Raw genomic sequence first — 17,028 nt, 5'->3', positions numbered from 1 at the left:
CGGTTACATTCCGAACCCGGAAGTTAAGCCTGCCAGCGCCGATGGTACTGCACCGGGGACGGTGTGGGAGAGTAGGACACCGCCGGACAATCTTTTAATGGAAGGGCCACCCCAGGCGGGGTGGCCCTTCCGCATTTCCGGGGTTGTTTATCGTTCGTGCCCGCACCCGCGGGTTGGCGGGTGCGGGCCGGCCCCGGGGTTCTGTTTTTGGGTGTGGGTGGGTGTTGGTGGTGGGGTGTCGCCCCGGCCGTGATCGGCCGGGGCTTTCGCGTATCCGGGGCCTGGTGGTCCGTCCCGGGGTGTGAGGAAGGAGCGGAGCGGACGGGCGGGCGGACCGTAGCGAAGGCCCAGCGGAGCGGGCTTCGCGTTCACACCGTCGGCGCCCTGGTCCCAAGACTCGATGGCTCACACCAGGCGAAGTGGTCCGGTGAAAACGACGGCAGCGACACCTGGGACACCTTGCTCGATGCCGGTTTACAGCACCCTGCCGCGCCTGGCGGCGCGGGCGTAGTCGCGCAGGGATACGCCGATTGTGGCCCGCTGACGCAGGAACTCGTCGACGATGCTCTCGGTCACGTCGGAGTAGGTGATGTGCCAGTGGCCCAGCCCGTGCAGAGCGCTCTCGACGCAGGCGACGTTCTCACTGGACAGCGTGTCACGCATGACCCCGAGCAGTGCCTCGTCGATCCTGCGCGCGACGGGGTCACCCGGCGTGCCCCAGGTGGGAAAGACGTCCCACCACATGTAGCAGATGGTGTTCAGGGGGTTTTCCGCCGAGTCGCCGTTCTCGCCGTGACTCAACACGTTCTGACACAGGGGTTCGAACAACTGGGCGTACAACGGCCTGATCGCGGCGGCGCACCGCACTCGCAGGTCCTCGGGCACGGACGGGTTGTACAGCTCGCGGAACAGCCCGGAGTCGCCTACAAGGAACCACAGGCCATCGGCGATCTGCCGGGTCGGGTACGTCTCCGCCACCCGACCGGCAGCGGTGAGGAATTCCGTCAGCGAGAGCACGGTGTCGAGGGGATCGTCCAGGAAGTCGCCGTCGTCCCGCAGGACGAACAGGCGCTGAGTCCACGCTTCGAGATCGATTGCCACCCCCGAACTGTCTCACCCTACCGAGGGCATGCATAGCTGCCGGCGGTCTTGGCGCTCACGCCGGCGAGGGTCAGCCGCCCGACGCCGGAAACGCTCGCGCAAGGGACCTGCAACCATCGGTAACCCCGCTGAAAGCGGTCCGACGTACGCCAAAGGTGGCACCCGCTCCCAAGGAAGGACCCCCTCCGATGACACGCACCAGCCGCGCCCTCCTCGCCGTCGCCGCCGCTCTCGGAACGGTCGCCACGACCGTCGCGGTCAGCATCTCCCCCGCGAACGCCGCGGCCTGCGACCCGTCCCGCGTGGCACCGCCCGGCAGCCTCATTGGCGACCTGTGGCGCTCCAACGGCGGAGAGAGAAGCGTCTACGGCTGCCCGGTCACCAAGGAGTACGGCTACGCCGACAAGCGCGGCTCTTACCAGGAGTTCCGCAACGGCAAGATCGTGTGGTCCCCCGGCCTCGGCGACGGCGCCCTGGTCCGCGCTTACTACGCGGGTGGCAAGGCCGTCTTCCGCTGGAGCGGCCTCGGCCGCGACTGGGACTTCTTCCAGGTCCGCTGGAGCCCCGCCGGCGGCCGGACCACCCAGGTGAAGGTCGGCAGGCTGACCCCGTGGAGCGGCGTCTATTCGGTGGACCCCACCTGTTACTGGGGAGATGGGGAGAATGTCTGCTCCACCAGCAATGGCCACGGGGGATACCTCAAGGCCTCCTTCATCGTCCAGGGTTGCGACCGCGGCACCTTCGGCTCCGACTGCGGCCCCTGGAGCATCCCTACCTCTGTCAAGGTCCCTTTCTGACGGCACCGGGGGGCGCGAGCAGCGGCCGGGGAGGAGCGGAGCGGGCGTGAGGGAGGAGCGGAGCGGGCGGGAGGGAGGACCGCAGCGAAGGCCCAGCGAAGCGGGCTTCGCGAGGACCGGACCTTCCGGCCGGCGCAGTGACGTCCCATCACCCCCCAGAACGCGGTCCCATCACGAGACCTCGCGGGGTGACGGCGGCAGCAGCCCCAGCACTTCGTCGACCATCTGCACGATGATCTCGGGCTGCTCGAACGGGATCTGGTGACCGGATCGCTGTGCCGTCACCACCTGTCCGTACGGCGACTGGCCGGCCAGGGCGCGGTAGTCGGCGTGCATATGCTCCAGATGCGCCTTGGGCATCCTCGGCCGCAGGCTCGCGGCGATCACGCGGATGGGCACGGGCGGCAACCCCGTCGCCTGACGCGCCTCGGCGACCTCGCGCATGGCGTGCGGCATTCCGGCCACGGTGACGGCCAGTTCGCGTAGCGCTTGTGCGTTCCTTCCGCCGAACAGCGCACGCAGACGAAGCAGACGCGAAGCGAGAAGGAACGACAGTTCGCGCACGAGCGCCGAACCCGGCGGGGTGCCGGTGACGGTGGGGTCGACGAAGACCAGTCCCGCCACGTCATCGGGATGGCGGGCGGCGTACAGCTGGGTGACGAGCCCGCCATAGGACCAGCCCACCAGCACCACCGGAAGTTCGACGTGCAGGTCGACGTGCAGGCCGCGAAGAAGCCGGTGCAGGTCGTCGGCCATCTCGGTGACGGTGCGGGCCTGCGAGCCGGTGGACCGGCCGACTCCGGCCCTATCGTAGGTCACCACAGTGGCCCGCTCGGCCAGGGCCGCCTCCAGGTCTTCTCCCCAGGCGCCGCCCACGCCCTGACCCGCACCGCCGCACTCGAGAACCACTGTGGGGCCTTCGCCGCGGACCTGCGCGCACAGCAGATGATCGCCTGCATCGACCATCACCGGCATCCGTCCGTCGCCGGGTTTCTCATCCCAGTCCATGGTGTCAACGTAAGTTGACGCCCCTTGGATGTCAACCTCGGTTGACGCGGCCACGTCCCGAGATGGCTAGGGTTACGGGAGTGACCGAGCGGATTATCCGATTGCTGGCCCGCCACCTGCCCGGCTACGTGGTCAGCACCGTCGAACGGCTGGGCGAGGGGCAGGACAACGCGGCGTACGAGGTCAACGGTGACCTGGTCGTACGGCAGAGCAAGATCGCCGATTCGGCTCTCCGCGGCGAAGCGGTGCGGCGGGAGGCGGCGTTGCTCGCCGCCGTCAGCGAGCTGTCCCCGCTGCCGGTGCCACAGCCGATCTTCGTGGACGAGGAGGCGGGCGCCCTCGCGTACGGCAAGCTGCCCGGCCGCCCGCTGAACACTCATCCGGTCAGGGAACCCACGCGCCTGGCGGCTCCCCTGGGCGCTTTTCTCAGCCGGGTCCACGGGGCGCCGGTGGAGCGGATGGAGGCGTTCGTGCCGCGTGACACCTACTCCATGAGTGAGCTCCTGGAGGAGGCCGAGGGGTATTACCGGGACATCGTGGCCCACCTGCCGCCGGCCGCACAGCGGCTGGTCGAGGGTTTTCTCTCCACCGCGGCCCCCGCGGAGCCCGGCGTGCTGACGTTCTGCCACAACGACCTGGGCAGCGAGCACCTACTGGTGGACGTCGAGGCGAGCGCCGTGACGGGGGTCATCGACTGGACGGACGCGGCCATCGCCGATCCCGCGTACGACCTCGCGCTCGTCTACCGTGACCTCGGACCCGAGGTCTACGAGCGGACGCTGGCGCACTATCAGGGCCGCCACGACGACGCGGACCACGAGCGGGCGGTCTTCTACGCCCGGTGCGCGCTGCTGGAGGACGTGGCGTACGGCCTGCGCTCGGGCGCCCGGTCGTACGCGGACGCCGGTCTGGCGCACCTCGGCCGCACCTTCTCCTGAGACAGCGCACGCTTTCCCCCGACAGCGGTCACCCGCTGACCAGGCGGTATCCCACTCCCCGGACGGTCTGGATCATCCTGTCCTCCACGTCGCCCAGCCGCGCGCGCAGGCGCTTGACGTGCACGGCGATGGTGTTGGTCGACATCCCGTCGGTCGAGTGCCAGACGTTGCGCATGATCTGCTCGCGGGTGACCGTCCTGTCCGCGTTGCGCATCAGGTAGTGCAGCAGCTCGAACTCGCGCAGCGGCAGGTGCACGACGCGCCCGCCGACCTTCACCTGGTACGCCGTCACGTCGAGCTCCACGTCGCCGATCGTCAGCACGGTCCGGTGTCCGTCCTGCCGGCGGAAGGCAGCCTGGACGAGGGGGAGAAGCTCGGGCACGCGGTACGGCCTGGCCACGCAGGCCGTCGCGCCCGCCTCCAGAGCCTGCAGGGCCTGCTCGGCGTCGCTCCCGAAGTCGATGCCGAGCAGGACGGGCACGGATCGCATGAGCCGTACGGCGCGGACGAAGTCGACGGGGCCGACGATCGGGAGGGAGGCGCAGATCAGCACGGCGTCGGGCCGGAGCGCCCCGGCCTGCAGCAGTGCCTGGGCGCCGTCCGGTACGCCGGTCACGTCGACGCCCTCGGCCTGCATGGCCGCCGAGAGCTGCCGCACCAGACCCGCGTCCGGATCGGCCACCAGGAGCATGGGCGCCGTCCGAGTGTCCCCCTCCACTGCGGGTGCCGTCACCCAGGTCCCTCCAATGCTGTCAGCCGAATGCGGTCGTCAGCCAAAGAAGCGGTCGTCAGCCGAAGCGGCCCGTGATGTAGTCCTCGGTCGCCTTCTCCGCCGGATTGGTGAAGATCTTCGAGGTCTCGTCCATCTCGACCAGCTTGCCGGGCTGACCCTGCGCGGCAAGGTTGAAGAACGCGGTCTTGTCGCTGACCCGGGCCGCCTGCTGCATGTTGTGGGTCACGATGACGATCGTGTAGTCCTGCTTGAGCTGCGAGATCAGGTCCTCGATGGCCAGCGTCGAGATGGGGTCGAGCGCCGAGCAGGGCTCGTCCATGAGCAGCACCTGCGGGCGTACGGCGATCGCGCGGGCGATGCACAGGCGCTGCTGCTGACCGCCGGACAGGCCCGCGCCCGGCTTGCCCAGCCGGTCCTTGACCTCGTTCCAGAGGTTGGCGCCCTTGAGCGACTCCTCGACGATGCCGTCCAGCTCGGAACGGGAGAAGCGGCCGTTCAGCTTCAGCCCGGCCGCCACGTTGTCGAAGATGGACATCGTGGGGAAGGGGTTCGGCCGCTGGAACACCATGCCGATCGTGCGGCGGACCGACACCGGGTCCACGTCCGCGCCGTACAGGTCCTGATCCTCGAGGCGGACCTTGCCCTCGACCCGGGCGCCGGGGATGACCTCGTGCATCCGGTTGAGGGTCCGCAGGAACGTGGACTTCCCGCAGCCCGAGGGGCCGATGAAGGCCGTCACCGACCGCGGCTCGATCATCATCGAGATGCCCTCGATCGCCTTGTGCGAGCCGTAGTAGGCGTCGAGGTCCGAGACCTCGATCTGCTTGGCCATGTTCCTACCTCCTCCTCGCGGGCGAACGCCACCAGGTGATGAGGCGTGCGACCAGGTTGAGCAGCATGACGATCAGGATCAGCGTGAGCGCGCCGGTCCAGGCCCGGTTGATCGCGGTGTCCGTGGGACGGCCGGCCTGATCGAAGACGTACAGCGGAAGCCCCATCTGCGGCCCGTTGAACGGGTCGTTGTTGATGGAGTCGGTGATGAAGACCGTGAGCAGCAGCGGCGCGGTCTCGCCGGCGACGCGGGCCACGGCCAGCATGACGCCGGTCACGATCCCGGTGAAGGCCGTGGGCAGCACGACCTTGACGATGGTGCGCCACTTGGGCACGCCCAGCGCGTACGACGCCTCGCGCAGCTCCCGGGGGACCAGGCGGAGCATCTCCTCGGCGGACCTGACCACCACCGGCATCATCAGGATCGACAGGGCGAGCGCGCCGGCGAAACCGGAGAACGGCATGCCGAGCACGAGGATCCAGAAGGCCAGGATGAACAGGCCGGAAACCACGGAAGGGACGCCGGTCATGACGTCCACGAAGAAGCTGATCATCCGGGAGAGCCGCCCGCCCTCGCCGTACTCGACGAGGTAGATCGCGGTGAGCAGGCCGATCGGGACCGCGATGAGTGAGGCGAGCAGGACCTGTTCGAGCGTGCCGATGATGGCGTGGTAGGCGCCGCCGCCCGCGTCGCGCGCCCCGATGTTGCGCATGGAGTGAGTCAGGAACTCCATGTCGAAGCGGCCGATGCCGTTCTTGACGACGAGCCACAGCACCGACAGCAGCGGGATGACCGCGAGCGCGAACGCCAGGTAGACGAGCACCTGGACGAGGCGGTCCTTGGCCCGCCGGGCCGCGGAGATGGGCTGGATTCCGGTCTGTACGGTCACGCTGCGGCCCTCGCGTATTCCTTGCGGCGGGCGATGATGAAGCGGGCGGCCATGTTCACCAGCAGGGTGATGAGGAACAGGACGAGACCCGAGGCGATCAGCGCGCCGCGACCCACCTCGGTCGCCTCGCCGAAGCCGTTGGCGATGTTGGCGGCGATGCTGTTGCCGTACGGGCCGAGGATCTGGAACGAGATCTTGAACGTCGCCGGGAAGATGAGCGCGACCGCGATGGTCTCGCCCATCGCACGGCCGAGGCCGAGCATCGCGGCGCTGATGACGCCGGGCCGGCCGAACGGCAGGACCGACATCCTGATCATCTCCCAGCGCGTCGCGCCGAGCGCGAGCGCGGCCTCTTCCTGCATCTTGGGGGCCTGCAGGAAGACCTCACGGGAGATCGCGGCGATGATCGGCAGGATCATGATCGCGAGCACGAGCGACGCGGTGAGCATGCTCTTGCCGACCACGGTGTCACCGCCGAACAGCGGGATCCAGCCGAGGTAGTCGTTGAGGAACTTCGACGGGCCGAGCATGAACGGCACGAGGAAGGCGACGCCCCACAGGCCGTAGACGACGCTGGGGACCGCCGCGAGGAGGTCCACCACGTAGCCCAGGACCGAGGCGAGCCGCCGGGGCGCGTAGTGCGAGATGAACAGCGCGACGCCGACCGCCACCGGGGTGGCGATGACCAGCGCGAGCAGCGAGCTCAGCACGGTGCCGAAGGCGAGCGCCCCGATGCCGAAGACCGGCTCGGTGGCGTTGGGCTGCCAGGTCAGCTCGGTCAGGAAGTGGGAGGTGTTCGCCTGGAGGGCGGGGACGGCCTTGACGACCAGGAACACCCCGATGGCGGCCATGATCGCCAGAAGGACGACCCCGGCCCCGGTCGAGGCGAAGCGGAACGGGCCGTCGCCGCGGCTGCGCCGGAAGGCGGACCGGCGCTGGGCCGGTCCGCTCTCCCTGGTTCTGGTTGATGTCGCCATCTGTTAGGAGATCGCCTCGACCGCGGTGCGGACCTTGGTGAGCAGGCTCGACGGCAGCGGGGCGTAGCCGAGGCTGGTCAGCGCCTGCTGGCCCTCGTCGCTCGAGGTGTAGGTCAGGAAGGACTTGACCAGCTTCGCGTCCTCGGCCGCCAGGCCCTTCTCACAGGTGATCTCGTACGTCACCAGCACGATCGGGTAGGCGCCCGCGGCCTTGGTGGCGTAGTCGATCGACAGCTTGAGGTCGTTGCCGGTGCCCTCGATCTGGGCGGCCTCGACGGTCTTGGCGGCGCTCTCCGGGGTGAGCTCGACGAACTCGCCCGAGCCGTTGGCGACCTTGGCCTTCTGCAGCTGGGAGTTCTCCGCGAAGGACAGCTCGACGTAGCTGATCGCGCCCTCGGTGCTCTTGATGCTGGAGGCGATGCCGTCCGAGCCCTTGGCGCCCTGGCCCTGGGCCTCGGCCGGCCACGCCTTGGCCGGCTCGTACGGCCAGTCGGCGGTGGCCTTCAGGAACTTGGTGAAGTTGTCGCTGGTGCCCGACTCGTCCGAGCGGTGGAACGCCTGGATGGCGGTCGAGGGCAGCTTGGCGTCGGGGTTGTCCGCCTTGATGGCCGGGTCGTCCCACTTGGTGATCTTGCTGTTGAAGATGCCGCCGATGGTCTTCGGCGAGAGCTGGAGGCCGTCCACGCCCGGCAGGTTGTAGACCACGGCCACCGGGCCGGTCACCATCGGCAGGTTGATCGCCTTGCCGGTCTTGCAGCGCTGGTCGGCCTGGGCGGGCTCGCCCTTGTCCTCCTTCAGGGCCGAGTCGGAGCCGGCGAAGGCCACCGTGCCCTGGATGAACGCCTGGACGCCGGCGCCGGAGCCGCTCGGGTTGTAGTTGATGCTGACGCCGGGGTTCGACGACTGGAAGTTCTTCTTCCACTCCGCGATGGCGTTCGCCTGGGCCGAGGAGCCGGCGGCGTTGATGGTGCCCTTCAGGGTGTCGTCGCCCTGCGCGGGAGCGGCGGCGCTGGAGGTGCCCCCCGCGGTGCCAGTGTTGTCATCGGTCCCGCATGCGGCGAGCGAGAGCACGCCGACGATAGTGGCGGCTGCGAGCCGGCCTGCATACTTCACGGTTGTTCCTCCCCTTGTCTCTCAACATCAGGGACGGTAGGGAGCCAAGGTGACCTAAAACCTTGGTAAAGGTGAACGCGTAGTGAACGCCCCCGGTCGCTCTTGTGTGACTCGGAAGAGATAACGAGCAGGTCACGGGCGTTATGGGAGAGGATTGAGTTCATGAAGCGTGTATGTCTGGTCTGCATGGGGAACATCTGCCGCTCGCCCATCGCCGAGGTCGTGCTGCGCCGTACGCTGGCCGAACGAGGGCTCGACGTGGAGGTGGACAGCGCCGGCACCGGCGGCTGGCACGTGGGGGAGCCGATGGACGAGCGGGCCCTGGCCACGCTGGCCGCCCACGGTTACGACGGCTCGTCCCACCGGGCCCGCCAGTTCGACCGGGCGTGGTTCGCCGAGCGTGACCTCGTCCTCGTAATGGACCGGGACAACCTGCGCGCCGTACGGCGGATCGCGCCGCCGGACGCCGACGTCCGGCTGCTGCGGTCGTTCGACCCGGCGGCCCCCGAGGGCGCCGAGGTGCCCGATCCCTACTACGGTGGGCGCGAGGGCTTCGTCGAGGTGCTGCTCGAGGCCGCCTGCGAGGGGGTGGCGAAGTACCTTGAGGATCACTAGGGACCTCGGCGGCGGACACGCCTGGACGTTGCACGAGGGCGTGCTCGACGACGGCCGCAGGGTGTTCGTCAAGAAGAGCGCGGACGCGTCGGCCGTTCTCGACAGCGAGGCGGCGGGGCTGCGCTGGCTGGCCGAGCCGGGAGCGGTCGCCGTCCCCGAGGTGATCGCCGCGGACGGCGGCACGCTGGTGCTGGAGTGGATCGACACCGCCCCCGCGACGGCCGATGCCGCCGAGCGGTTCGGCCGGGCGCTCGCGGCGCTGCACGCCGCCGGGGCTCCGGGTTTGGGCGCCCCCTGGCCCGGCTACATCGCCGAGCTGCCGATGGGCAACGAGCCCGCGCCGGACTGGCCGTCGTTCTACGTGTCCCGCCGCGTGCTCCCGTTCGTACAGCTCGCGCGCGACCGCGGCGCGCTGTCGGCCGCCGATGTGGAGCTGGTCGAGGAGGCGTGCGACCGGGTGGCGGAGGTCGCCGGGCCGGCCGAGCCGCCGAGCCGTATCCACGGCGACCTGTGGAGCGGAAACCTACTGTGGTCGGCGGACGGGGTCGTGCTGGTCGACCCGGCCGCCCACGGCGGCCACAGGGAGACCGACCTCGCGATGCTGGCGCTGTTCGGGGCGCCGCACCTCAACACGATCCTCGCCGCCTACCGCGAGGCGGCGCCCCTCGCGGACGGCTGGCGCGAGCGCGTGCCCCTGCACCAGCTCCACCCGCTGGCCGTCCACGTCTGCCTGTTCGGCGACGCGTACCGCGGCAGCCTCCTCACCGCCGCGGGCGACGTGCTGGCGATGTAGGGGCTCAGCGGGGGGACAGGCGCTTGAGGACCTCGTCGTGGAGCAGGCCGTTGGTGCAGACGAGGTTGCCGCCGTCGAGCGGCGGGGTGCCGTCGAGCGAGGTGCAGGAGCCGCCGGCCTCCTCGACGATAATCGTGAGCGCGGCCATGTCCCAGGGAGACAGCTCGGGCTCTGCGGAGATGTCCACCGCGCCCTCGGCGACCATCATGTGCGACCAGAAGTCGCCGTAGCCGCGGGTGCGCCAGCACTCTCTGGTGAGGTCGAGGAAGGGGTCGAGCCGCCCGGCCTTCTCCCATTCCTCCAGGTCGGAGAAGGAGAAGGAGGCGTCGTCAAGGCGGCCCACCGAGGACACCTCGCAGCGCGTGGCCTTGCTCAGGCTGCGCCCGGTCCACGCGCCGCTCTCCTTGGCGGCCCACCAGCGGCGGCCGAGCGCCGGGGCCGAGACCACGCCCACGACGACCTTGCCGTGCTCCAGCAGCGCGATCAGCGTGGCCCACACGGGGACTCCGCGTACGTAGTTCTTGGTGCCGTCGATCGGGTCGACGATCCAGGAGCGCATGCCGTGCCCGGTCATGCCGAACTCCTCGCCCACGACGGCGTCGCGGGGCCGGGCACGGCGCAGCGTGCCGCGGATCGCCTCCTCCACGGCCCGGTCGGCGTCGCTGACCGGGGTGAGGTCGGGCTTGGTGTCGACCTTGAGGTCCACGGCCTTGAAACGGCGCATCGTGATGTCGTCGGCGGCGTCCGCCAGCAGATGCGCGAGATGAAGGTCGTCGCGGTACTCCGTCACGGCCCCAACGTATCGTGCCGCGACCTGCTCACAGCAGAGGAAGGATCGCTCCAAACCGTACCAGCCGGTAACATCCCGGCCATGGACATCGGCGCCTTCATGCTCGACAGCGTCCCGTTCGCGCGGCTGCTCGGCATCACGTTCGACTCGGTCGGCACCGGTACGGCGGTCGCCCGCCTGGCCGACCGGGGAGACCTGCACAACCATGTGGGCGGGCCGCACGCGGGCGCCCTGTTCACGCTGGCCGAGACCGCCTCGGGCGCGGCCATGCTGTCGGCCTTCGGCGACCAGCTGTCCCGGGCCGTGCCGCTGGCCACCGAGGCGGAGATTCGCTACCTCAAGCTCGCCATGGGCGAGGTCACGGCCGCCGCCACTCTCCGGGCCGAACGGCAGGCGGTCGTCGCCCGGCTGGACGCGGGGGAGCGGCCCGAGTTCGAGGTCGCCGTCGAGATCCGCAACGCCGACGGCGTCGTGGTCTCGGAGATGACCGTCTCCTGGACCCTGCGCCCCAACCGCGAGGCCTGACCGCAATGCCTGACCGCAATGCCTGACCGCTCAGTCGGCCAGCAGGTCGTCCGGTGAGGAGCGGGCGAGCCCTGCGAGGGTGGCGAGGGCGCGTGCCAGCGTCTCGGCCGGGGGCGAGGCCAGGCCGAGGCGGACGGCGTTGGGCGTGCGGTTGTCGCCGACGGCGAAGGCCGCCGCCGGGGTGACGGCGATGCCGTGCCGCGCGGCGGCGGCGACGAACGTGTCGGCCCGCCACGGGGGCGGCAGCTCCCACCAGCAGTAGTAGGACCGCGGGTCGGCGCGGACGGCGAAGCCGCCCAGGTGGCGCGTCGCGATCTCCTGCCGGGCCTCGGCGTCCCGCCGCTTGCCGAGGCTCAGCGATTCCACGACGCCGTCGCCGGCCAGCCGGGCCGCCGCCTCCAGCGCGAAGCTCGGCGGCGCCGAGCCTCCCGAGTGCAGTGCCGCGGTCACGCCGGGGACCGCGGCCTCGGGTACGACCGCGAACCCGGCGGTCAGCCCCGGCGCGAGCCGCTTGGAGAGGCTGTCGACGAGGATCGTGCGCTCGGGCGCCACGGCGGCGAGCGGCAGCAGCTCGTCGCGGAGGAACGACCAGATGCCGTCCTCGATCGCGGGCACGTCCAGCCGTGCGAGCACGGCCGCGAGCTCGGCGCGGCGCTCGACCGGCATGCTGACCGACAACGGGTTGTGCAGCGTCGGCTGGAGGTAGACCGCTTTCAGCGGGGCCTTGCGGGCGGCGGCCTCCACCGCCTCGGGCACCAGGCCCGCCTCGTCGACCGGCAGGGGCACGAGCGTGACCCCGAGCCGGGTGGCGATCGTCTTCACGACGGGGTAGGTGAGCTCCTCGACGCCCAGCCGCGCACCCGGCGGGACCAGCGCGGCGATGACGGCCGCGATCGCCTGGCGTCCGTTGCCGGCGAAGAGCAGCCGGGCCGGGTCCGGACGCCAGCCGGAACGGGCGAGCAGGTTCGCGACGACCTCGCGGGAGAGGGGAGTGCCCGCCGCGCCCACCGGCCGCATGGACGCCTCCAGCACGTCGGGGCGCAGCAGCCGCCTGATGCCGTCCCCGAGCAGACGGGCCTGATCGGGAATGACGGGGTAGTTGAGCTCCAGGTCGATCCTGGTGCCGCTGGGCTCGGCCAGGGCGATCCCGGGACGCCGGGCCGAGGCGCGCACGAAGGTGCCGCGGCCGACCTCGCCGACCGTCAGGCCGCGGCGGGTCAGCTCCGCGTAGACGCGCGCCGCCGTGGAGCCGGCGATGCCGCGCCGCCGGGCGAAGTCGCGCTGCGGAGGCAGCCGGTCTCCCGGCCTGAGCCGTCCGGCCGCGATGTCCGCGGCCACCTCGTCGGCCAGCTCCCGGTAGCTCTCCACCGCCGCCTCCTCTCCTCGTCGCGGCGAGCGCATCCAAACACAAAATTGCTCCGAGAGCAATACCCGATATTGCATTCTTCGCGGCCGGTGAAATAGCCTGAGGAAGCCGTCCGGACCGGCATTGGTGACCAGCGAAGAAAGGGCGGCCTCATGGTCGAACCGAAGGCGGTGCTGGGTGTCGTGTCCGTGGCGCTCGGAATGGTGCTTTCTCCGGGGCCGAACATGATGTATCTCGTGTCGCGGAGCATCAGCCAGGGACGCCGGGCCGGAATAATCTCGTTGAGCGGAGTCGTCGCGGGATTCCTCGTCTATCTGACGGCGACGAATCTCGGCCTGGCCGCGCTGTTCGCCGCGGCTCCGCAGGTTCTCACCGCGATCCGGCTGGCCGGGGCGGGTTATCTGATATGGCTCGCGTGGAAGACCATCGGGCCCGGCGGTGTTTCGGTGTTCGCCGTGCGGGACGTGCCGCACGACCCGCCACGCCGGCTTTTCGCCATGGGCCTGATGACGAACCTGCTCAATCCGAAGATCGCCATTCTGTATGTCTCCGTCATTCCGCAGTTCGTCGATATCGGCGCGGGGAACATGCTGGCTCAGGGCGTCGTTCTCGGCCTTTTCCAGATCGCGGTGGCCGTGACGGTGAACCTGTCGATCGTGCTCGCCGCCGGTAGTGTCGCGGGTTTCCTGGTGCACCGGCCGGCGTGGTTGCGAGCCCAGCGGATCGTCATGGGGAGCATGCTCGGAGCGCTCGCCGTAATGCTCGCCTTCACCCGGAGCGCGTCGCTCTAGTCCTCGTCGGCCTAGTCTTCTTCGGGGGAGCCCTCGCGGCTGGCGAGCAGCCGCCGCAGGGACTCCAGGCGCGCGGGATCCGCGTGCCCCTCCGCGACGTAGCGGTCGAGGGCGCAGTCGTCGCCGAGGTGGGTGCAGCCCTTGGGGCAGTCGGCCGTGGCGTCCACCAGGTCGGGGAAGGCGGCGAGCACGGTCTCCACCGAGATGTGGGCGAGCCCGAAGCTGCGCACGCCGGGGGTGTCGATGATCCAGCCGCCTTCCGGCAGTTCCAGGGCGACGGCGGAGGTCGACGTGTGCCTGCCTCGGCCGGTGACGGCGTTCACGTGGGACACGGCCCGGCGGGCGTGCGGCACCAGCGCGTTGACCAGGGTCGACTTGCCGACCCCGGAATGGCCGACCAGCACGCTGATCCGGTCCGCGAGCGCCTCGCCCAGGTCGTCGACCGGGCCGCCCTTGCGGACGACCACGTACGGCACGCCGAGGGGTTCGTACAGCGCCACGAGATCGTCGGCGGGGGCCAGGTCGGCCTTGGTGAGGCACAGCAGCGGCTCGATGTCGGCGTCGTAGGCCGCGACGAGCATGCGGTCGATCATCCGGGGCCGCGGCGGGGGATCGGCGAGCGCGGTGACGATGACCAACTGGTCGGCGTTGGCGACGATGGGGCGCTCGATGTCGTCGACGTCGTCGGCGCTGCGGCGCAGCATCGAGGTGCGCTCCTCCACACGGACGATGCGCGCCAGCGTGTCGGGCTGCCCGGTCACGTCGCCCACCAGAGCCACGCGGTCGCCCACGACGATGCCCTTGCGGCCGAGCTCGCGGGCCTTCATCGCCACGACGAGCGTCCGCTCGTCCTGCCGCTTCCTCCTGCGCTGAGGAACCCCGTCGCCGACCAGGCAGGTGTAACGCCCGCGGTCGACGGCCACCACGAAGCCCTCGACGGCCTCACTGTGGGCAGGACGGATCCGGGTCCGCGGCCGTGAGCCCTTGCCCGGCCTGACCCTGACGTCGTCCTCGTCGTAATGCCGTTTTCTCAGTGCCCCTGCCCTTCGGACTGCCCGCGCCCCGATCGCCGGCTCATGCCCGGTGTCCCTCGCTGCCCAGCATGGCGGCCCACATGCGCGGGAACTCGGGCAGCGTCTTGCCGGTCGTCGCGATGTCCTCGACCTGGACGCCCGGCACGACCAGGCCGATGACCGCGCCCGCCGTGGCCATGCGGTGGTCGGCGTACGAGTGGAAGACGCCGCCGGTCAGCGGCCGGGGGTGGATTTCCAGGCCGTCGTCGGTCTCCCTGGCGTCGCCGCCCAGCCGGTTGATCTCCGTGGCGAGGGCGGTGATCCGGTCGGTCTCGTGCCCCCGGATGTGCGCCACGCCCCGGATGCGGGTCGGCCCGTCGGCCAGCGCGGCCAGCGCGGCGATCGTGGGGGTGAGCTCGCTGACGTCGTGCAGGTCGGCGTCGACGCCACGCAGGCGGCCTTCGCCGGTCACCCGCAGGCCCTCAGGCACCCGCTCGACCCGCGCGCCCATCTCGCCGAGCAGCCCGCGAAGCGCGTCGCCGCCCTGCGTCGTCTCCTCCGGCCAGTCGGGCACGACGACGGAGCCCCCGGTGACCAGGGCCGCCGCCAGGAAGGGAGCGGCGTTGGACAGGTCGGGCTCGACCGTGACGTCCCTGGCCAGGATCGGGCCGGGCTGCACCCGCCACAGGTCGCGCTCGGAGTCGTCCACCTCGACCCCCGCCTGGCGCAGCATGTGCACGGTCATCTCGATGTGCGGCATCGAGGGGACGGGCGGGCCGCTGTGCCGCACCGTCACGCCCTTCTCGAAGCGCGCGGCGGCCAGCAGCAGGCCGGAGACCATCTGCGAGGAGACCGAGGCGTCGAGCACGACCTCGCCGCCCGGGATCGGCCCGCGGATCGTGAACGGCAGCGCGTCGTTGTCCACGGACGCGCCGAGCGCGCGCAGCGCGCCCAGGATCGGGCCCATCGGCCGCTTACGCGCGTGCGCGTCGCCGTCGAAGAAGACCGGTCCGTCGGCCAGCGCGGCGACCGGGGGCACGAACCGCATCACGGTCCCGGCCAGGCCGACGTCGATCGACACCCCGCCGCGTACGGGATGGGGGGTCACCGACCAGTCCACGCTGTCGGCGCTCTCGTTGGAGGGCGTCATCTCGGCGCCGAGCGAGCGCAGCGCCGCCGCCATCAGGTCGGCGTCGCGGCTGCGCAGCGCGAGCCGTACGGTGCCGGGGGCGTCGGCCAGCGCGGCGAGCAGCAGCGCGCGGTTGGTCACCGACTTCGAGCCGGGCAGGCGGACCGTCGCACGGACCGGCTCGGCGGCCACCGGGGCGGGCCAGAGCGGCGCGGCGGAGCTTCGGCCGGCGCCGTTTCGATCGAGGGTGTGCGGCTCGGCGCCGCCGGACGCGGACTGCGGAGAGGCCATGCCGCAAGCTTAGTGCGCGCACGCTTGTCCGCACCGTCGGCAGAGCGCGGGCGGCCCGCGGGAGTGGCAGTCTTGGTGGCATGTGCGGGAGGTACGCGTCTGCGCGCAAGAAGCAGGAGTTGCTGGAGGAGTTCCAGGTCGAGCTGGACGGTGTGCCCGACCAGGTGCCCGGCGGCGAACTCCGGCCCGACTACAACGTCGCGCCCACGAAGAACGTCTACGCGGTGATGTGCCGCGTGCCGAAGGACGACGGCAGCGAGAGCCCGGGCGCCGAGCCCGTCAGGCAGCTGCGGGTGGTCCGGTGGGGACTCGTGCCGAGCTGGGCCAAGGACCCGTCGGTGGGTGCGCGGATGATCAACGCCAGGGTGGAGACGGTGGCGGAGAAGCCGTCCTATCGCAGGGCGCTGAAGTCCCGGCGCTGCCTGATCCCGGCGGACGGCTACTACGAGTGGATGCCGCTGGAGGGCAGGAAGAAGCAGCCGTTCTTCATCCACCCCGCCGACGGCGGCGTGCTCGCCATGGCCGGCCTGTACGAGTTCTGGAAGGACCCCACCCGCCCGGACGACGACCCGCTGAAGTGGCTGTGCACCTGCACGGTGATCACCACCACGGCGACGGACAAGCTGGGCCGCATCCACGACCGGATGCCGATGATGGTCGAGCGCGAGCGCTGGGCGGAGTGGCTCGACCCGCACCTGACCGACCCCACGGGCCTGCTCGTGCCGGCCGGCCCGGACCGCCTGGAGGCGTACGCGGTGTCGGACGCCGTCAACAACGTCCGCCACAACGGTCCCGAGCTCGTCGAGCCCCTGGAGGGCGACGACGTCCCACGGCTCTTCTGACCCGCGGTGAGGGTGTAGACGGCGCGCGAAGTGGGCATCCGTTCGAGAAAGCGGTCGCACGGAAGGTGACCGGCCGCTGACCGGCCAGGAGACCGGGGGCTCCTGGACGGGTGACTCCCCCACTCCCGGAGGTGCGGATCCGTGGACGTCGCGACCGCGCGTATGCGCCTGGAAAGCATGCTCGCCGAGCTCGACCGGTCGATCAGCGTGCTGCGTGGGGATCCGGCCGCCGGGCATGACAGGTCCCTCGCCGACGCGGGGGCCGGCCTCACCGACGCCGACCGGACCCGGGCCATGCTCGACGCCGCGTCCCGGCAGCGTACGGCCGTGCTGGCCGCGCTGCGACGGCTCGACGACGGCGGTTACGGCCGCTGCGTCGACTGCGGCGCGCTCGTTCCCGAGGGCAGGCTGGAGGCCCGCCCCGAGGCGGCCCGCTGTGTGCAGTGCCAGTCGCGGGCCGAGCGCCGCCGCTGAGGGCCGCTGAC

General features: G+C 70.8%; 19 protein-coding genes and 1 rRNA gene. 9 read left to right on the top strand and 11 right to left on the bottom strand.

What is annotated here, in order from left to right:
* Window positions 1–88: ribosomal RNA gene (rrf, locus tag ABZ857_RS36235) — 5S ribosomal RNA — on the top strand; the annotation flags it as partial.
* A 386-nt stretch (window positions 89–474) separates the two neighbouring features.
* On the opposite strand, the gene ABZ857_RS36230 is transcribed toward rrf, so the two are convergent.
* The gene (locus ABZ857_RS36230; RefSeq protein WP_357052692.1) at window positions 475–1,101 is read right to left on the bottom strand and encodes a hypothetical protein; all 627 of its coding nucleotides are present in this window, start codon (window positions 1,099–1,101) and stop codon (window positions 475–477) included.
* A 188-nt stretch (window positions 1,102–1,289) separates the two neighbouring features.
* Here ABZ857_RS36230 and ABZ857_RS36225 point away from each other — a divergent pair, with 188 nt between their 5' ends.
* Window positions 1,290–1,898, top strand: coding sequence for a hypothetical protein (locus tag ABZ857_RS36225; protein ID WP_357052689.1), 609 nt, complete (start codon window positions 1,290–1,292; stop codon window positions 1,896–1,898).
* 171 nt (window positions 1,899–2,069) lie between these two features.
* On the opposite strand, the gene ABZ857_RS36220 is transcribed toward ABZ857_RS36225, so the two are convergent.
* Window positions 2,070–2,906 carry an alpha/beta hydrolase gene (locus ABZ857_RS36220; RefSeq protein ID WP_357052687.1) on the bottom strand — a complete coding sequence of 279 codons (837 nt, stop codon included), beginning with the start codon at window positions 2,904–2,906 and terminating at the stop codon, window positions 2,070–2,072.
* 80 nt (window positions 2,907–2,986) lie between these two features.
* On the opposite strand from ABZ857_RS36220, the gene ABZ857_RS36215 reads away from it, so the two are divergent.
* Entirely contained in the window at window positions 2,987–3,844 is an 858-nt protein-coding gene (locus tag ABZ857_RS36215; protein WP_357052684.1) for an aminoglycoside phosphotransferase family protein, read from the top strand.
* 28 nt (window positions 3,845–3,872) lie between these two features.
* Here the strand turns inward: ABZ857_RS36215 and ABZ857_RS36210 are convergent, their stop codons facing one another.
* The 5 genes from ABZ857_RS36210 to pstS are packed head-to-tail and all read right to left on the bottom strand — an operon-like array spanning window position 3,873 to window position 8,388.
* Window positions 3,873–4,577: a response regulator transcription factor gene (locus tag ABZ857_RS36210; RefSeq protein ID WP_357052681.1), complete on the bottom strand. Its 705-nt coding sequence runs from the start codon at window positions 4,575–4,577 to the stop codon at window positions 3,873–3,875.
* Window positions 4,578–4,632: 55 nt separating this feature from the next.
* Window positions 4,633–5,409 (bottom strand): phosphate ABC transporter ATP-binding protein PstB, encoded by a 777-nt coding sequence (gene pstB, locus ABZ857_RS36205; protein WP_357052678.1) that lies wholly within the window; start codon window positions 5,407–5,409, stop codon window positions 4,633–4,635.
* 4 nt (window positions 5,410–5,413) lie between these two features.
* Window positions 5,414–6,298, bottom strand: coding sequence for a phosphate ABC transporter permease PstA (pstA, locus tag ABZ857_RS36200; protein ID WP_357052675.1), 885 nt, complete (start codon window positions 6,296–6,298; stop codon window positions 5,414–5,416).
* Window positions 6,295–7,275, bottom strand: a complete 981-nt coding sequence (pstC, locus tag ABZ857_RS36195; protein WP_357052672.1) for a phosphate ABC transporter permease subunit PstC — start codon at window positions 7,273–7,275, stop codon at window positions 6,295–6,297. The genes pstA and pstC overlap by 4 nt, the downstream gene beginning before the upstream one ends.
* 3 nt (window positions 7,276–7,278) lie before the next feature.
* Window positions 7,279–8,388: a phosphate ABC transporter substrate-binding protein PstS gene (pstS, locus tag ABZ857_RS36190; protein WP_357052669.1), complete on the bottom strand. Its 1,110-nt coding sequence runs from the start codon at window positions 8,386–8,388 to the stop codon at window positions 7,279–7,281.
* A 162-nt stretch (window positions 8,389–8,550) separates the two neighbouring features.
* On the opposite strand from pstS, the gene ABZ857_RS36185 reads away from it, so the two are divergent.
* Window positions 8,551–9,003 (top strand): low molecular weight protein-tyrosine-phosphatase, encoded by a 453-nt coding sequence (locus ABZ857_RS36185; RefSeq protein ID WP_357052666.1) that lies wholly within the window; start codon window positions 8,551–8,553, stop codon window positions 9,001–9,003.
* On the top strand, window positions 8,990–9,796 hold the full coding sequence (locus tag ABZ857_RS36180) for a fructosamine kinase family protein (protein ID WP_357052663.1): 807 nt from the start codon (window positions 8,990–8,992) through the stop codon (window positions 9,794–9,796). Before ABZ857_RS36185 ends, ABZ857_RS36180 begins: the two co-directional genes overlap by 14 nt.
* 4 nt (window positions 9,797–9,800) lie before the next feature.
* Here ABZ857_RS36180 and hisN read toward each other — a convergent pair whose 3' ends face one another.
* Window positions 9,801–10,586 carry a histidinol-phosphatase gene (gene hisN / locus ABZ857_RS36175; RefSeq protein WP_357052660.1) on the bottom strand — a complete coding sequence of 262 codons (786 nt, stop codon included), beginning with the start codon at window positions 10,584–10,586 and terminating at the stop codon, window positions 9,801–9,803.
* Window positions 10,587–10,667: 81 nt separating this feature from the next.
* On the opposite strand from hisN, the gene ABZ857_RS36170 reads away from it, so the two are divergent.
* Complete coding sequence (locus ABZ857_RS36170) at window positions 10,668–11,111, top strand: DUF4442 domain-containing protein (RefSeq protein WP_357052657.1); 444 nt, start codon at window positions 10,668–10,670, stop codon at window positions 11,109–11,111.
* A 30-nt stretch (window positions 11,112–11,141) separates the two neighbouring features.
* Here the strand turns inward: ABZ857_RS36170 and ABZ857_RS36165 are convergent, their stop codons facing one another.
* Entirely contained in the window at window positions 11,142–12,479 is a 1,338-nt protein-coding gene (locus tag ABZ857_RS36165) for a PLP-dependent aminotransferase family protein (protein WP_357052654.1), read from the bottom strand.
* 150 nt (window positions 12,480–12,629) lie between these two features.
* On the opposite strand from ABZ857_RS36165, the gene ABZ857_RS36160 reads away from it, so the two are divergent.
* On the top strand, window positions 12,630–13,268 hold the full coding sequence (locus ABZ857_RS36160) for a LysE family translocator (RefSeq protein ID WP_357052651.1): 639 nt from the start codon (window positions 12,630–12,632) through the stop codon (window positions 13,266–13,268).
* An 11-nt stretch (window positions 13,269–13,279) separates the two neighbouring features.
* On the opposite strand, the gene rsgA is transcribed toward ABZ857_RS36160, so the two are convergent.
* Together rsgA and aroA are read right to left on the bottom strand one after the other, a co-directional pair.
* Window positions 13,280–14,302: a ribosome small subunit-dependent GTPase A gene (rsgA, locus tag ABZ857_RS36155; RefSeq protein WP_357052695.1), complete on the bottom strand. Its 1,023-nt coding sequence runs from the start codon at window positions 14,300–14,302 to the stop codon at window positions 13,280–13,282.
* 40 nt (window positions 14,303–14,342) lie between these two features.
* The gene (gene aroA / locus ABZ857_RS36150) at window positions 14,343–15,701 is read right to left on the bottom strand and encodes a 3-phosphoshikimate 1-carboxyvinyltransferase (protein ID WP_357052648.1); all 1,359 of its coding nucleotides are present in this window, start codon (window positions 15,699–15,701) and stop codon (window positions 14,343–14,345) included.
* An 80-nt stretch (window positions 15,702–15,781) separates the two neighbouring features.
* Here aroA and ABZ857_RS36145 point away from each other — a divergent pair, with 80 nt between their 5' ends.
* Complete coding sequence (locus ABZ857_RS36145; RefSeq protein WP_357052645.1) at window positions 15,782–16,543, top strand: SOS response-associated peptidase; 762 nt, start codon at window positions 15,782–15,784, stop codon at window positions 16,541–16,543.
* Window positions 16,544–16,684: 141 nt separating this feature from the next.
* Window positions 16,685–17,017: a TraR/DksA family transcriptional regulator gene (locus ABZ857_RS36140; protein ID WP_357052642.1), complete on the top strand. Its 333-nt coding sequence runs from the start codon at window positions 16,685–16,687 to the stop codon at window positions 17,015–17,017.
* Window positions 17,018–17,028 lie beyond the last annotated feature (11 nt).

It is taken from the genome of Microbispora sp. NPDC046933, from assembly GCF_040644635.1.
In the GTDB taxonomy this organism is placed as follows: Bacteria; Actinomycetota; Actinomycetes; order Streptosporangiales; family Streptosporangiaceae; genus Microbispora.
The sequence above is the reverse complement of the archived record's forward strand: the minus strand, read 5'-3'. Positions and strand labels throughout refer to the sequence as shown.

What these genes read in the sequence shown, in the direction of transcription:
- ABZ857_RS36145 (WP_357052645.1), top strand. Translation starts at nt 15,782, where the DNA reads ATGTGCGGGAGGTACGCGTCTGCGCGCAAGAAGCAGGAGTTGCTGGAG.
- ABZ857_RS36185 (WP_357052666.1), top strand. Translation starts at nt 8,551, where the DNA reads ATGAAGCGTGTATGTCTGGTCTGCATGGGGAACATCTGCCGCTCGCCC.
- ABZ857_RS36220 (WP_357052687.1), bottom strand. Translation starts at nt 2,906, where the DNA reads ATGGACTGGGATGAGAAACCCGGCGACGGACGGATGCCGGTGATGGTC.
- ABZ857_RS36225 (WP_357052689.1), top strand. Translation starts at nt 1,290, where the DNA reads ATGACACGCACCAGCCGCGCCCTCCTCGCCGTCGCCGCCGCTCTCGGA.
- ABZ857_RS36170 (WP_357052657.1), top strand. Translation starts at nt 10,668, where the DNA reads ATGGACATCGGCGCCTTCATGCTCGACAGCGTCCCGTTCGCGCGGCTG.
- pstB (WP_357052678.1), bottom strand. Translation starts at nt 5,409, where the DNA reads ATGGCCAAGCAGATCGAGGTCTCGGACCTCGACGCCTACTACGGCTCG.
- aroA (WP_357052648.1), bottom strand. Translation starts at nt 15,701, where the DNA reads ATGGCCTCTCCGCAGTCCGCGTCCGGCGGCGCCGAGCCGCACACCCTC.
- ABZ857_RS36160 (WP_357052651.1), top strand. Translation starts at nt 12,630, where the DNA reads ATGGTCGAACCGAAGGCGGTGCTGGGTGTCGTGTCCGTGGCGCTCGGA.
- pstC (WP_357052672.1), bottom strand. Translation starts at nt 7,275, where the DNA reads ATGGCGACATCAACCAGAACCAGGGAGAGCGGACCGGCCCAGCGCCGG.